At 47.4% G+C, this 14,222-nt stretch carries 12 protein-coding genes and 8 tRNA genes; 3 read left to right on the top strand and 17 right to left on the bottom strand.

Annotated elements, in window-relative coordinates; all coding sequences use genetic code 11:
• Nucleotides 1–6 precede the first annotated feature (6 nt).
• Nucleotides 7–840 carry a hypothetical protein gene (locus tag ACKU40_RS02730; protein WP_320174999.1) on the top strand — a complete coding sequence of 278 codons (834 nt, stop codon included), beginning with the start codon at nt 7–9 and terminating at the stop codon, nt 838–840.
• Here ACKU40_RS02730 and ACKU40_RS02725 read toward each other — a convergent pair.
• The 17 genes from ACKU40_RS02725 to ACKU40_RS02645 all read right to left on the bottom strand — a co-directional run bounded on the left by ACKU40_RS02725 (nt 837) and on the right by ACKU40_RS02645 (nt 11,908).
• Complete coding sequence (locus ACKU40_RS02725) at nt 837–2,969, bottom strand: methyl-accepting chemotaxis protein (protein ID WP_320174998.1); 2,133 nt, start codon at nt 2,967–2,969, stop codon at nt 837–839. The genes ACKU40_RS02730 and ACKU40_RS02725 overlap by 4 nt on opposite strands.
• A gap of 167 nt (nt 2,970–3,136) precedes the next feature.
• Nucleotides 3,137–4,063, bottom strand: a complete 927-nt coding sequence (lpxC, locus tag ACKU40_RS02720) for a UDP-3-O-acyl-N-acetylglucosamine deacetylase (RefSeq protein WP_320174997.1) — start codon at nt 4,061–4,063, stop codon at nt 3,137–3,139.
• A gap of 175 nt (nt 4,064–4,238) precedes the next feature.
• On the bottom strand, nt 4,239–5,102 hold the full coding sequence (prmC, locus tag ACKU40_RS02715) for a peptide chain release factor N(5)-glutamine methyltransferase (RefSeq protein WP_320174996.1): 864 nt from the start codon (nt 5,100–5,102) through the stop codon (nt 4,239–4,241).
• A gap of 72 nt (nt 5,103–5,174) precedes the next feature.
• Entirely contained in the window at nt 5,175–6,248 is a 1,074-nt protein-coding gene (prfA, locus tag ACKU40_RS02710) for a peptide chain release factor 1 (RefSeq protein ID WP_320174995.1), read from the bottom strand.
• Nucleotides 6,248–7,195: a DUF1385 domain-containing protein gene (locus tag ACKU40_RS02705; protein ID WP_320174994.1), complete on the bottom strand. Its 948-nt coding sequence runs from the start codon at nt 7,193–7,195 to the stop codon at nt 6,248–6,250. Before ACKU40_RS02705 ends, prfA begins: the two co-directional genes overlap by 1 nt.
• Before the next feature lie 248 nt (nt 7,196–7,443).
• Nucleotides 7,444–7,674 carry a 50S ribosomal protein L31 gene (gene rpmE, locus ACKU40_RS02700; protein WP_015852479.1) on the bottom strand — a complete coding sequence of 77 codons (231 nt, stop codon included), beginning with the start codon at nt 7,672–7,674 and terminating at the stop codon, nt 7,444–7,446.
• A 310-nt stretch (nt 7,675–7,984) separates the two neighbouring features.
• The gene (locus ACKU40_RS02695; RefSeq protein ID WP_320174993.1) at nt 7,985–8,302 is read right to left on the bottom strand and encodes a TusE/DsrC/DsvC family sulfur relay protein; all 318 of its coding nucleotides are present in this window, start codon (nt 8,300–8,302) and stop codon (nt 7,985–7,987) included.
• Nucleotides 8,303–8,483: 181 nt separating this feature from the next.
• The gene (locus ACKU40_RS02690) at nt 8,484–10,211 is read right to left on the bottom strand and encodes a YcaO-like family protein (protein ID WP_320174992.1); all 1,728 of its coding nucleotides are present in this window, start codon (nt 10,209–10,211) and stop codon (nt 8,484–8,486) included.
• Nucleotides 10,211–10,930, bottom strand: coding sequence for a methyltransferase (locus ACKU40_RS02685; protein ID WP_320174991.1), 720 nt, complete (start codon nt 10,928–10,930; stop codon nt 10,211–10,213). Before ACKU40_RS02685 ends, ACKU40_RS02690 begins: the two co-directional genes overlap by 1 nt.
• A gap of 176 nt (nt 10,931–11,106) precedes the next feature.
• Nucleotides 11,107–11,181 (bottom strand) — tRNA-Gly (locus tag ACKU40_RS02680).
• 56 nt (nt 11,182–11,237) lie between these two features.
• Nucleotides 11,238–11,312: transfer RNA gene (locus ACKU40_RS02675), tRNA-Gly, on the bottom strand.
• 3 nt (nt 11,313–11,315) lie between these two features.
• Nucleotides 11,316–11,390 (bottom strand) — tRNA-Cys (locus tag ACKU40_RS02670).
• 8 nt (nt 11,391–11,398) lie between these two features.
• A tRNA-Gly gene (locus ACKU40_RS02665) sits at nt 11,399–11,473 on the bottom strand.
• Nucleotides 11,474–11,534: 61 nt separating this feature from the next.
• Nucleotides 11,535–11,609 (bottom strand) — tRNA-Gly (locus ACKU40_RS02660).
• A gap of 63 nt (nt 11,610–11,672) precedes the next feature.
• Nucleotides 11,673–11,747, bottom strand: a tRNA-Gly gene (locus tag ACKU40_RS02655).
• A gap of 3 nt (nt 11,748–11,750) precedes the next feature.
• Nucleotides 11,751–11,825, bottom strand: a tRNA-Cys gene (locus ACKU40_RS02650).
• An 8-nt stretch (nt 11,826–11,833) separates the two neighbouring features.
• Nucleotides 11,834–11,908: transfer RNA gene (locus tag ACKU40_RS02645), tRNA-Gly, on the bottom strand.
• A 367-nt stretch (nt 11,909–12,275) separates the two neighbouring features.
• Here ACKU40_RS02645 and dksA point away from each other — a divergent pair.
• Entirely contained in the window at nt 12,276–12,638 is a 363-nt protein-coding gene (dksA, locus tag ACKU40_RS02640) for an RNA polymerase-binding protein DksA (RefSeq protein WP_015852483.1), read from the top strand.
• Nucleotides 12,639–12,654: 16 nt separating this feature from the next.
• Entirely contained in the window at nt 12,655–14,166 is a 1,512-nt protein-coding gene (locus ACKU40_RS02635; RefSeq protein WP_320174990.1) for an NFACT RNA binding domain-containing protein, read from the top strand.
• The last annotated feature ends 56 nt before the right edge of the window (nt 14,167–14,222 follow it).

The following is a 14,222-nucleotide window of genomic DNA, read 5'->3' as shown; positions in this document are numbered from 1 at the left end:
GCTATCATGAAAATTTCAAGATATGGCAGCCGTGGCTTTGGCGGAGGCGGCAGCAAATCATCGGCACGCTCTGCCATGTTTCGCAAGAGATTTTCTATTGGAGATATCCTGCAAGGTAAGCTGATCAAATGGTATCAGCCCAAACTCGGCTGGGTAATTATTGAAGACATGGAACTGCTTGCCAACATCCAGACCAATGCTGCTCCCGGTGCCATTCTCACTTTTCATGTCCAGCAACTTTACCCGGACATAATCCTCAAAGAGATCAACCCTGACCACCTCAACAGTCAGGGTACATACATAAATCCGTCAGAGATCACCCGTGAATTTGTCAGTAGCCGGGCAACATTCCAATCGCAAGCCAATTCCATCTTCAATAAACTCAATGAAGAGAAAATTAGCTACGCAAATAACCGGAAAGAACGCTTTTTTGAACTGTTGAAAGATGATGTTAAAACCGCCGTAATTTTTTTTAAAACCCTTGGATGTGCCGCAAAACTGAATTCAGTTTTAAAATCAACAAAGCTCTATTACATGCCGTGGCTCGTTCCCTGCGGGATCAATCAGGAAATAGTAATCAAAACCAGAACCGATATCGCGAATCCTGACAATTCATTCTACGAGCTGTTGTTTTCACTGGACTTGCCCCCATCAGTTCCTACCCGACTTAAAGTCATGTACAAAAAACCGCAATGCGGATTCAAACTGCTTGCTGACGACCCACGCATAAAGGCTCTGCTCGAACCAAAATTCAAGGGAGATTTCCCCGAATTTCTCGCCACGGAACACATACCGCCACACAATGCAGGCGGAATTCTGGCAGAACTGTTCTCCGGCTAATCCTTCTCTACTTTAAAAGCTGCAACTTCCTCCTCAAGGCTGGCAACAGAACTTGAAAGCTGCTCTGTAATTGACACGAATTCTGTCAGGGCGTCTTTAGTCTGAATGGAAGTCTCACTGAGCTGGATCATAGCTTTACTTATTTGTTCGGCCCCCTCACTCTGATTCTGCATACCTTCGTTCACAGATTCAAAACGCGGCGTCAGGGTCTGAACCTGATTTACAACCCCGGTAATCCCATCCCCAAGCAATGCCACATTGCTGACTCCGTTCTCAACCTGCTTGCGGAACTTATCCATTTCCATGACCCCGGCAGAAACAGCGGAAAGCATCTCAGCCACAATCTTTTCAATATCAAGGGTGGACATGGCGGTCTGGTCGGCAAGTTTACGAATTTCACGGGCTACAACTGAAAATCCCTGACCGAACTCCCCGGCCTTTTCTGCTTCAATTGCAGCATTCAAGGACAGCAGATTAATCTGCTCCGAAATCTTGGAAATAGAAGTAACCACCGAACTGATGTTTGCGGCTTTGGAGTTGATAACCGAAAGCTTGGAAAAAATACCGCCGGATGCATCACGCATTGCATCCATGGTCACACCCATCTCACCAAGATCACGGACCCCTTGCGCCGCCAGCTCACCTGTTGAGACGGCAACAGCGGTGGATTCATTCATGGTCCGGGCCAGTTCCTGCGAAGTAGCGGAAATCTCACGGGACGAGCTACCCAGTTCCTGAGTAGCGGCGGCCTGATTCTCTACTGCCGCTTCAAGCTGATTGATGGCGGTACCGAGCTTCAAGGCTGAGCCGGTAACCTGATCTCCAGACCTCTGCACCTGACTGACCAACGAATTCAACGTAAGCAACATGGTGTGGATGGACTTCACAAGATGATCCACCTCATCAAAACGTTTTTCTTTTCCAGTCTCAAAAGAATCCACGACCTTCTTCAGGTGCCCTTTATCCGTGGCCATGGCAAAAACTTTCTTGGCTTCTCGCAGATCCCCTTTAGATACATGGTGTGCTACCTTAGAAACACTTCGGATGGGCAGACAGATTCTGCGGATCACATAATAAATTACTCCGATGGTCAGCAGCAGAATGATGAAGCTGATTGCGCCCTGCTTTAAAATCAAATCCTCTACAGGAGCGAAAATTTCCTGCGTAGGCACTGTTGAAGCTACGTACCAGCCCAAGGGGGCAAAATAACGAACGTAGGATTGACGCTCAACGATTTCACCATCTTGACGACGCACACGATAATCAAGCCGCCAATCGCCAAGTTTGCCGACCTCTTTAAGGTCATGCATTAAAGAATTGCCGGTATCCAAATTCAAGGTTTTGGCAAAATCAGGCCCCGCACCCAAAGGCGGGACAAGCACATTCTTATTGTTGTCAAAAATAAAAAGGCGTCCGGTTTCTGCCAGCCTGATTTGTGAAAACCCCTTGCGCATATCGCGAATAAGGTCCTGTTTCTGGTTTTCAACCGCTCCTTCAATATCATCTACATAAGCTCCGGTACCGATAATCCATCCCCATTTCGGAAAACCTTTAACGTATAAAATCTTTGAAATCGGTTCACTCTCACCCAATCTTGTCCACAGAAGATGTACAAAACCGCCGCCTTCACGTGTGGCCCTCCGAATCATATCAGGACCATAGGCATAACCATTTTTATCAACACCCTTTGATAAATCACGACCTTCAAGGGAACGGTCCGGGTGAGCCAGAGCTTTTAACTTATCTGTATAAATGAAGAAATAATCATTGTTGAAATATCTTGTATTACGGGCAAGCTTGAATGCTGCTTCCTTGGCTTCCTTTTCGCTCAGCTCTCCGGCCTTGTACAGTTCATAAAAACTGCCGACTTGCGAGAGAAAAATCGTCATTGCATCTTTAACTGCCTGCTTGCGGTCCTGAAAGGCATGTTTGCGATAACGGTCAAGAGCCTGATGACCTTCCTGCAGATAGAGCATCCCGACCCTGATAGTATTCCGGGCTGTCCTTCCTTGAAAATCCGCCATATCCTCTTCCAGAGTTGAACTCGTAAAGACAAGCGTGACAATGGAGGAAGCAATAACAACGGCTGCAACTATATATGAAATTCTAGTACTGATTGACCGGAACATGAATTCTCCTTCAAATATGAAAACACCTACAGGCTATTGAAATCAATACAGCCATTTTTACCCCTGCATACACTGTAGTCAAGCCTGTCCCATAAATATCTGCATAACAGCAAAAAAAAGACCCACCAAAATGGCGGGTCATAAAATACTTACTAGCAGATCGCTGACTAAGCTGGTGCAGGAACTGCTTCCGGAGAAAGCGGTGCAAAAACTTTTTCTTCAGCCTTCCCAACTGCAGGTGCAAGCACGCGCTCTTCAAGATAATCAACTGCATTTTCATGCACATATCTCAAGAATGCATTATTCAAAGCATGACCGGAAGCGTAAACTTCAAAACGTCCCTGCAACGGAGCTTCAAGAACAGCCATATCGCCGATAAAATCCAGCATTTTGTGTCTTACAAACTCATCAGCAAAGCGGAGACCGCCGTCATTCAGGATGCCGTAGTCATCAAGAACAACTGCATTATCAAGAGAACCGCCAAGAGCAAGCCCGTTGGCATGCAGATATTCAACTTCCTTCAGAAAACCGAAAGTTCTGGCTTTTGCCAGTTCATCCATAAAAACATCAGGAGTAATTTCAAGGGAGAGAGTCTGTTTGCCGATCTGGGGATGTTCAAAATCAATTGTGTAATCAATGGCAAATCCGTCATGGGGAAAAGCCCTGACATACTTGCCGTCCTGCTCGAAATTAATAGACTTGGTCACGGCAAGAACCTTGCGGGGCTTGGAAAGCTCGCGAACTCCGGCCTGACGGAGCAGATATACAAAAGGCCCGGCACTGCCGTCCATAATGGGCAGCTCATTACCTCTTACTTCAACATGAATGTTGTCGACACCCATCCCGCGTACAGCGGCGAAAAGGTGCTCGACAGTGGAAACAGAATCCTGCCCGTTACCAATGGTAGTGGCAAGTCCGGTGGCTACAACCAGATTAGGATTGGGAGTGATAAAAGAGCTTCCGGAACCGGTGTGAACTGAAAAAAGAATACCGGTATCTGCTACAGCAGGCCTGAGTACGATTTCCACCTGCTTACCGCTGTGAAGACCAATACCCTTGCATCTTACTGTATTTTGAATAGTTGTTTGTAGCATATTATCTCCTGTTGCCCCTACTTACAGCAAATAATATGCCATCTCTAGCGAACAGCATAAATTACTATCTTTATTGTATTTTTAGGTCGTGAAAAACCTCACAACCCCTAACTAGTTGTATTTTTACAACAACACAAAACATACATTGTGGTTTTTTTGCAAACATGCAGCAAAGCTATCTCTTTTTTGCCACAACGATCCGGTCATGCTCAGAAAGGTCTTTTTGAACCTCAACACAACCGGAAAACTCCGTGCAGGAGTCAAAAATATTATGCGCAACCGTTCCCTGAAGATAACCTATCTCCATAAAAACTGTTCCGCCCTGTTTAAGAGCACTGGCAATACGCGGAGCACTGCCCTTGATATCTTCATCCCCGTCAGGTCCGCTGACCAGCGCTGACACCGGCTCAAATTCGGCAACTTCATAGCTGATCTCATCCAGTTCCGCTTCACAAAGATAAGGCGGATTGGCCAAGATCAAATCAAACTTAGTATCAGCCAGCAAAGGCTCATTAAAATCTGCCCTTACAAAAAGCACACGATCTGCAACATCATGAAGCCGTGCATTCTCCCGCGCAATCAGCAAAGCTGCAGGACTGAGATCGAGAGCAATTCCACGAGCCTTAGGAAACAGCTTCGCCACAGTTACGGCCAGAATTCCGGATCCGGTACCGAAATCAGCAAACATAAATTCATCGTCCGCGCTGAAAAGATGCTGCACCTTCTCGACAATCTCCTCAGTCTCAGGACGCGGAATAAGTACGCCGGGACCGACCTTGAAATCAAAGCCGAAAAACTCTTTTACGCCGAGAATGTAAGCAGCAGGTTCACCCTTGGCACGACGCTCCACCAGAGTCTCAAATTCAGCAATCTTTTCTGGCACAACTAAACTTTCCAACTCCATGATAAGCTGTACGCGGTTCAGCTCAAAAACCTTCTCCGCAAACAGCTGTGCAGACAAAGCAGGAGAATCAACACCGGCATTACTGAGCTGCGCAGTCGCCCTAGAAAGAACTTCTTTTAATTTTTGACCAGCCAAACCTTATCTCCAGAAATAAAAAGAGCGGGATATTTCGAAAAATATCCCGCTCGAATATTCTAAACTAAAAAACTAACCGTCCTGAGCCTGCTGCTTCAGGGCTTCAGACTGGTAGTGACTGATAAGGGATTCAACAAGTTCTTTCATATCCCCTTCGATCACAGCATCCAGTTTGTAGAGGGTCAGGTTGATACGGTGATCGGTCACCCTGCCCTGCGGAAAGTTGTAAGTACGGATACGTTCGGAACGGTCACCGGAACCAACCTGAGCGCGACGCTGCTCAGCCATTTCCGCATGCTGCTTATCCTGCTCGGCCTGCAGAAGACGGGAGCAAAGAACCTTCATTGCCTTGGCCTTGTTCTTATGCTGGGACTTTTCGTCCTGGCAGATAACAACCAATCCGGTGGGAAGGTGGGTAATGCGGATAGCGGAGTCAGTGGTGTTAACGGACTGACCGCCGGGACCGGAAGCACGGAAAACGTCGATGCGCAGATCTTCGTTACGCACCTGAACGTCAACTTCCTCAGCTTCAGGCATAATCGCCACAGTAGCTGCAGAAGTGTGAATACGGCCCTGAGTTTCGGTTGCAGGCACACGCTGAACACGGTGGGTACCGGACTCGTACTTCATCATGGAGTAAATACGGCTGCCGCTGATCGCTGCGATAATTTCCTTGAAACCGCCTGTTCCAGTCGGGTTGGAGTTCATAACTTCAACCTTCCAGCCATTGGATTCAGCAAATCTGGAGTACATACGGAAAAGGTCAGCAGCAAAGAGAGCTGCTTCTTCACCACCGGTACCGGCACGGATTTCAAGAATGATGTTCTTGCCGTCCATGGGGTCTTTAGGCAGCAGGAGAAGCTTAAGTTCTTCTTCCAGCTTGGGCAGACGGTCCTTGATTTCAGCAATTTCCATCTCAGCCATTTCACGGATTTCCGGATCGGAATCCTTAGCCATTTCCTTGTTATCTTCAAGGTCGGCAGAAAGTTTCTTGTACTCACGGAATGCAGCAACAACGTCACCCAACTCAGCATGAGCCATGGTTACTTTGCGGTAGCGCTCCTGATTATTATAAACTTCCGGGTCTGCAAGCTCCTGCTCCAGATCCATGAAAGAACGTTCAATATCTTCCAATTTGGCAAACATCAGCTGTTTCCTCCATCAGCATCGGCAGCAACCGCCTTGTTGAGCGCCGCGAGAGCAACTTCGATCTGCTCTTCGTCCGGCTCACGGGTAGTCAGCAGCTGCATTCCCATCCCCGGCAGGCAGGCAGCCTTGCACAGGGCCTTGTCCTCATGCTTGGAGGACACCTTGATCATCTCATAGGCGACCGCACTAACAGGAGCCATAAGCAGCAGCTTGATACCGACTATATATAAATGTTTAAGCACAAACCCTTGCGGTGCCCAGATAGATACGATCAGGGGAACCAGCACGGTAAAAAGCAGGATACTCACCACCAGCACGAAAAGCAGAAACGCTGTACCGCAGCGGGGGTGAAGCCTGCTGAATTTCTTAATATCACAAACCTCAAGATTGCCGCCCGCTTCATAAGCCCAGATAGCCTTGTGCTCTGCGCCATGATATTCAAACACGCGCTTGATGTCGGGCACAAATGAAATGGAGACAATGTAACCGATGAACATGAGCATTTTGAAAAAGCCGTCCCAGACGTGGAAGCTCAGGGAATCTACCCCGCCGGAAACACCCCACCATTTCATGGCTACAGAAAAAAAGTGTGGCAGCACAACGAAAAGTCCCAATGCAGCACCAAGAGCAATGACCATGGTCAGCACAAGATGAAAGGTGGTCAATTCGCCATCTTCCTCTTCATCAAGAGCCTGGGTTGCGGAATAGTTCAAGGCTTTAACCCCGTTTACCATGGTCTCCATAAAAATAGGAAAACCGCGCAGAAAAGGTTTTTTCATAAACGCGGGTGTCATTGAGAACCAGGGACGAAGTTCAACAGTAATTTCGCCGTCAGGACGACGGACAGCAATGGCGAGGTTGTCCTTTGCGCGCATCATAACGCCTTCGATAACAGCCTGTCCGCCAACAGTCTTGGCAGCGGACACAAGAAGAGGTAATTTCAAATCCGTTTCCTCACTGATAAGGACCTGACGGCCCGTAAAAATAGTAATGTTCTCAGGTAAGATAATCATTAACAGCCGTCAAGCAATACTGAAATTGAATATCATTACAAAAGAATTCAGCGGGGAGGGATTTGGAATGTCCCACCCGGCTACGATGCAGGACTCTAAAAATGTTCAAAAAAAGGACATGCCTCTGCCGTACAAAACGGTAGAGGCATGTCCACGCGGCAAAACCGCGAAAATATGAGCTAGTTGCCCTTAACTTTGCTTGCTGCGTCGAAGTTAGCAAACTTCTTCTTGAAGCGGTCAATACGACCTGCAGTATCAACAAAACGCTGCTTACCAGTGTAGAAAGGGTGGCAGTTAGAACAAATTTCAGTGCTCACCTCTTCACCGATGGTGGAGTAGAGTTCGGACTCGTAACCGCAGTGGCAGCGTACAGTTGCCTTATGAAGTTTAGGATGGATATCTTTTTTCATGACTTTCTCCTGTCTTTGTTAACCGTGAAAACAAGGCCAAATACACCTGCACATAAGAATATGCAAGCATTATTTGCCCAGCTCCGCAATTTTTGGTGCAATAAGTTAACAGGCTCGCCGGACTTGCGTCAAGCGACCGGGACGAACAGACAACCAGATGCCTGCTGACGATTAAGCTATTTACCGGGATATTTAAGAATCCCAACTTACACAAAGAGCCGAACCGTCACCATTCATCTACTTGTCACAACGGAACAAAAAAGGCGGGACCGCGAGGATCCCGCCTGAATATTCTGAAAGCTGTCTGGAACTAAACGCAGCCAGTAGGCTTAGGCAGACCAGCCATCTTACAAGCTCCCTTACCGGGACCGGAGGGGAACAGTTCGTAGATGTGCTTCAGTTTGAAACCAGTTACTTTAGAAAGGATACGCACCATGGGAGCGATACCGTTCTTTTTGTAGTAGTCCTGCAGAAAGTCGATAACTTTCTGGTGTTCTTCGTTGAGTTCTTTGATGCCTTCTGCGTCTTTGCAGAAGTCAACCCACTCAGGGCACCAGTCTTCAAACTTCAGGAGGAAACCGTCTTCATCAACGTCAAAGCTTTTGCCCTGGAATTCTACGATAGCCATAACTATACTCCTAGGAATATTTACATTTATTACTGTAGGTTCTAACTGTGTCGAACCCGCCATATCCAAAAACAGCGATCCGCTGTTTCACGACTATTTATTACAGTGCAAAATCACAATGCGTTTTTGCTAAAACTGAAATAAGCCTTAAATCCAGTTCTTGTCAATCAAGTACGGGAATTTATTTGTCGAGTAACTCCTGAAGATGCGGCAGCGCATACTCAAGGGTAGGGTCAAGTTCAAGTGCTGTGCTCAGGTACTCGATAGCTTCATCATCTTCGCCCATAAACTTATGACATAATCCAAGGTTGGCAAGGTCTGAAGCGGAACCGCTGTCCAAAGCAAGGGCTGCCTTGAAATCAACAGCAGCCAACGCGTAATCTTTAGCCTTGAATTTTGCTACACCGCGCAGGTTGAAGTACTCTTTAGCCTCGTCATCAAGCTCGATAGCCCGATCAAGATAGGGAATAGTTTCAGGCCAGCGCTCCTCAAGGGAAAGTGCGTATGCAGTATAAAATGCGGAAAGAGCCTTTTCTTCATTTGCGGGCTGCATATCAACCGCAATGCTGAACATATCCACCGCTCTGGAAGTATCACCGCCGCGCAGGGCCAGCATACCTTCAAAGAAAGGAATAAAATACGGATCGCCGTAAATATCGGAAATTACATCCAGACCGTCACCGGCAATATCAAGAGCAACCTTCTCGGAAAGGATTCGTCCTACAAAAAGGCCGAGGCTGGCATGCGGGGTACGCTCGCGAAACTGGAATCCGGGCACAAAGTTGTAGTTCGCGGGCACACCCAGTTCGGGGTGGGTGGTGTCCACTGTGTACAAGGTGTAGCCTTTTTCTTCCAACTGCGCCGCAAACTTCTTCAGCTCATCATAAATATCATCACCTTCAACAGAAGGCAGGGATTTCATCTTTACGCATTCCCCTGCACCAAGCCAGCCTGTCTGCTCAATCTCGGTAAACTTAGGCAGCCCGGAAGCTTCATACACCCTGCCGGTCTCAAAATCTCCGGCAAGCTGGGCAACTTCAGTAAAAGCGCGGATAGCTGCCTTGCATGGAGAAGCGGATGTTCCGGCGGTAAAGACAATTTCACTCATACCCGGAAAGGTGGAGGGGTCCCATGCAGTAACCGCAACTGTAGGCAACGGCATACCAAATGAGAAATCATTGATGATGTATTTAATGCCGTTGTCATCAAAGCATTTGCAAAGATTGGACAGCACCTCATCTTCGCAGGAAGCCGGATCAATCACCGGAACTTCAGGACGCTCACGATCAATCACAGCGCATACGTGCCGTTCAACCAATTCACTGCCTCCCTGCAGCACAGACTCCTCGGGAGTGTTACCGGCAGAAGAACCGTTGAATTCATTTAGAATCTTAAACCAGTCAAGAGGCACATACTCCTCTTCTCCGGTATGCACGTTCAATGCAGGGTGAAAATGCCAGCGCACCAGATCGAGAATAACCCGTGCTTTACCGGGGTCCATTTCTTCACCTACTGATTGCAGGATCTTCTCAATGGAAATAACCTTGCCGGGCCAGAGCTCCTCAGCTTCGCTGTATGTAGCAAGGGTAAAATTATCGGGTTTGGACCAGAAACTGAAAAAGCTGAACCGCTCAACGAGCTCCATAAGGGCGGAAGCTTCGGCCTGAACAACAGAAGCACCCTTCCCCATCTGCTTGCGGGTAGGCATAACTTCACGGGCAGTATCACCACATTCACTGATAAATACAGGAATACCCAAACGTCCGGTATCAACCTTACGGGTACACTTGAGAACGCCGTTACACTTCTCATCCAGCAGAGCCTTAACCCGTGAAACAGTCTCTTCGGGGCTGACCGCCTTATCCTGATCCTTGGAGTAAATTTTAGGGCATGATTTGAGTTCCAGCATTATTTTACTCCCATCCTGACTAAGGAAACAATTGACTTTCCTTCACCGGCATTTCCGGCAAAAGGAACTTCCTGTCTCATCAGGCGATAACTATCCTTGGTCTGTTCGAAAAATTTCTTACCGCCGCGCTTTTTATCCATAGCCAGCAGCACTTCGGAATCCTTGGCTTCCATCAGATGTTTGGTAATGAATCCGGGCAGAGCTTCAGCAACATCATCACGATGCAGAATTTCGCATCCAATAATGTAATTGAACTTTTCTTCCAGGTCGGTCTCAGCGAAATCAACCTTGCGCATGCTGACTTTATCTTCAAGCTTATTGCGGGAAACATTCAAGCGGGCAAAAAGCAAAGCATCGTCATCAGTATCAGCCAGAACAACTTCATAGCCTCGGCTGGCAGCGATCATGCCGCAAAGGCCGCCGTCTGTGCCTACTTCAAGAAATTTTGCACCTTCGGAAGCCTTGAATTTAAGCGCATAAAAACCAAGCACAAGAGAGGAAGGCCAGATTTTCGCCCAAAGGGGCAAATCAATTTTCTTACCGCCACGGGCTTTATTCACAAGCTTATCAAGATAAGCAGGCATATCTGCAATCTGCGCCAATTCAAATATCTGATCACCAACCTTAACTTCTTCAAACTTGATCGCACCGAATTTATTACGGGCCGCTGCGAGCAGCTCATCAAATGTTGCATCCGGCTTTAACGCTATATTTTTCAAGGAGACCTCCTGAAGGGGATTCTATTTATTTCATTCTACTGTGGTAGGAAATTTTTCCTTATCTTTCTGAAAGTGTCAGCCACAGAGGAAGATGAATAATCATTAACCAGAGGGTGGTCAACATCCGTCACAAAATGCACAAAAAAGGGCCGACCTTAGAGGTCGACCCTGAAATCTGGAGCGGGAAACGAGATTTGAACTCGCGACCTCAACCTTGGGAAGGTTGCACTCTACCGCTGAGTTATTCCCGCTGAAACTTTGTTGTAAAAAGAAAAAGGGTCGACCTTATTGATCGACCCTGAAATTCTGGAGCGGGAAACGAGATTTGAACTCGCGACTCCAACCTTGGCAAGGTTGTACTCTACCACTGAGTTATTCCCGCTCATGGAGGCGACATCCAGATTTGAACTGGAGAATGGAGGTTTTGCAGACCTCTGCCTTACCACTTGGCTATGTCGCCGAAATTTTTGGAGCGGGAAACGAGATTTGAACTCGCGACTCCAACCTTGGCAAGGTTGTACTCTACCACTGAGTTATTCCCGCTCAGTCTTTCCATATATCGGAAAGAAAACGGCCTCCCTGAAATAGGAAGGCCTGAAAATTCTGGAGCGGGAAACGAGATTTGAACTCGCGACTCCAACCTTGGCAAGGTTGTACTCTACCACTGAGTTATTCCCGCTCAGCAAGTTTTTCTTCAAGTGGCCTGAAGAAGGGACGATGTGGTATCGCCCAAGAAATTTAGTGGAGCGGGAAACGAGATTTGAACTCGCGACTCCAACCTTGGCAAGGTTGTACTCTACCACTGAGTTATTCCCGCTCGTGGAGGCGACATCCAGATTTGAACTGGAGAATGGAGGTTTTGCAGACCTCTGCCTTACCACTTGGCTATGTCGCCGAATTTTTTGGAGCGGGAAACGAGATTTGAACTCGCGACTCCAACCTTGGCAAGGTTGTACTCTACCACTGAGTTATTCCCGCTCACGAAAAGCGAAGCAGTTTTTAACTTTCTGAGCTTAAACTGTCAACACTTTTTTAATTTTTTTTATTCTTTCTGCTTTCCTTTAACCGGGCAGCCGAAGATAAATTCATCAATTATCCTGACAGCTTTACGCCAGCAAAGTCAAACAAATTATTTTCAAAGAACCGACGTCAATGTCGTGAAAGAGTGTTTAGGGCAGGTGCTTTTTTTTGTCAACCGTTTTATTTTTTTATTTTTTTATTTTTTTTTATCATGCACTTTACTTCCATGCCCACTTTAGGATAATACCATGCATCTTAAAAATAGTTTGAGTTGTTTTGGCAAATTGTAACCCCACCTCCTATCTTTTAAAGAGAGGTTATCAATATGGAACAGAAAGATATTGAATACTTCCGTGAGACCCTTAACAAGATGCTCGACGACATCCTCCAAAAGGGACAGGAAACCATTGAAGACATGACAGAATCCGGGGAAACTTATGCTGACCCCGCTGACCGCGCAACTGCTGAGTCCGATCGTGCCTTCACTCTCAGACTCAGGGACAGGGAACGCAAACTGATCAAGAAAATCCAGAAGGCCATTCAGCGTATTGATGACGGTGACTTCGGTGTCTGCCACGCCTGTGGAGATGACATCTCGGTACCAAGGCTTAAAGCCCGCCCAGTAACCACCCTCTGTATTGCATGTAAGAGCAAGCAGGAGGAAGAAGAACAGAACCGTGGAGACTAATCCCGGACGAATCTAAATGGATGCACACTTCTTTCGTGCCCTGACCGGAGAGCTTGAGGAAATCCTCAAAGGCCGCAGGGTGGAAAAAATATTTGCCCCCGCAGAGGGAGTGTGGACTTTCGCACTCCAATCAAAGGGAGGTAAGGAATATCTTCTTTTCAGGCCCGCCAAATCGGTGGGCCTGCTCTTTATTTCAAGGGTAAAACCGGTCAATCCTTCCAGTCCTCCGGCACAGGTCATGTGGCTACGCAAGCGGCTGGCAGGACGCAGGCTATTCGAAGCCCACCACGACTGGATCAACCTGAGGGTTGCCTTCTCCCTTTCACCATGGAAACAACACGATAAATACCGCTACCTGCTGCTGGATATGAAAAAAGGGGTTTCCCTGATCCATGATCTGCCGGAAGGATTTCCTGCGCCTGTCAGCTGGCCTTCCTACGAGGAAGCCCGGTCCAATGAAGAAATCTGGCGTGATTTCCCACAGATCTCCCCTCCCCTGCGCAAAACATTAAATACACTTGACGAGAATGAAGGTCGCGCCCTGCTGCACCGCCTTGAAATCGGTACAGCTGACCATTTCTATATTTCAGAAAAAAAAGGCGAAATGAATCCTCCACGTGTATGGTCCAATCAAAATAACACTGAGCAGGAATACGATTCGGCTATCGAAGCAACTTCTGTCTATGGCGAAAAGATCCTCTTTCCGGTCATGGAACGCATGGAGAATGCAGAGCAGCGCAACACTCTCAAAACAGGCAAAAAGAAATTCAAAAAGATTTTCCAGCGTATTGAGCAGGAAGAAGATCGTTTGCGAGCCCTGCAGGCCCGTAAGATCGAAGCCGAAGCCTTACAGGCTGAAATGTATCGCTTGAAGGACCTTCGTGAGCTGGACAGGGTAACAGTTACCCATCCCGAACACGGAGAGATTGAAGTTAAGCTTGATCCATTGCTGACTCCTGCTGAAAACATGGAAAGAATATTCAAGTTCGCAGCCAAGGCCCAGCGAGGCTTTAAGCACATGGAGCGGCGCAGGCAGGAAGTCGAAGCTGAACATGAACAGTTCCTCAAAGCGAACCTCATGCCCGCAACGGACGAAGGGCGTAAGAATAAAAATATCGAAATACCCAAGAAATATAAGAACATCGCAGCATCACTGTTCATATCATCCGACGGATTTCTCATGATCCGCGGAAAGAACAGCAAGGCTAACCACGAAATTCTGAGCAAGGTATCATCAGTTTTTGATTACTGGTTCCACGTACAGGGTGGCCCCGGCTCACATGTGATCCTTAAGCGTGATCATCCGAGCCAGGAAGTACCGGAGCAAACCCTGCGAGAAGCTGCAGTACTGGCGGCGCTGAAAAGCTACCGCACCAATGACTCCAAAGCAGATGTCATGTGTGCGCTGGTAAAAGATGTGCGCAAAGTCAAAGGCTGGGCGCATGGACAAGTAGCAGTAGACAGCGTGCTCCAGAACCTGCACATTGATATTGACCAAAGTTTAGAAGAAAAACTGTCTAAGAAATAAACAAAAACAACCGCAATATCATTTAAGATATTGCGGTTGTTTTTTGAAGGTAGGCC

This window comes from Maridesulfovibrio sp., from assembly GCF_963666665.1.
In the GTDB taxonomy this organism is placed as follows: Bacteria; Desulfobacterota; Desulfovibrionia; order Desulfovibrionales; family Desulfovibrionaceae; genus Maridesulfovibrio.
Note: the sequence above shows the minus strand (reverse complement) of the source record. Positions and strands in the feature narration are given on the sequence as shown.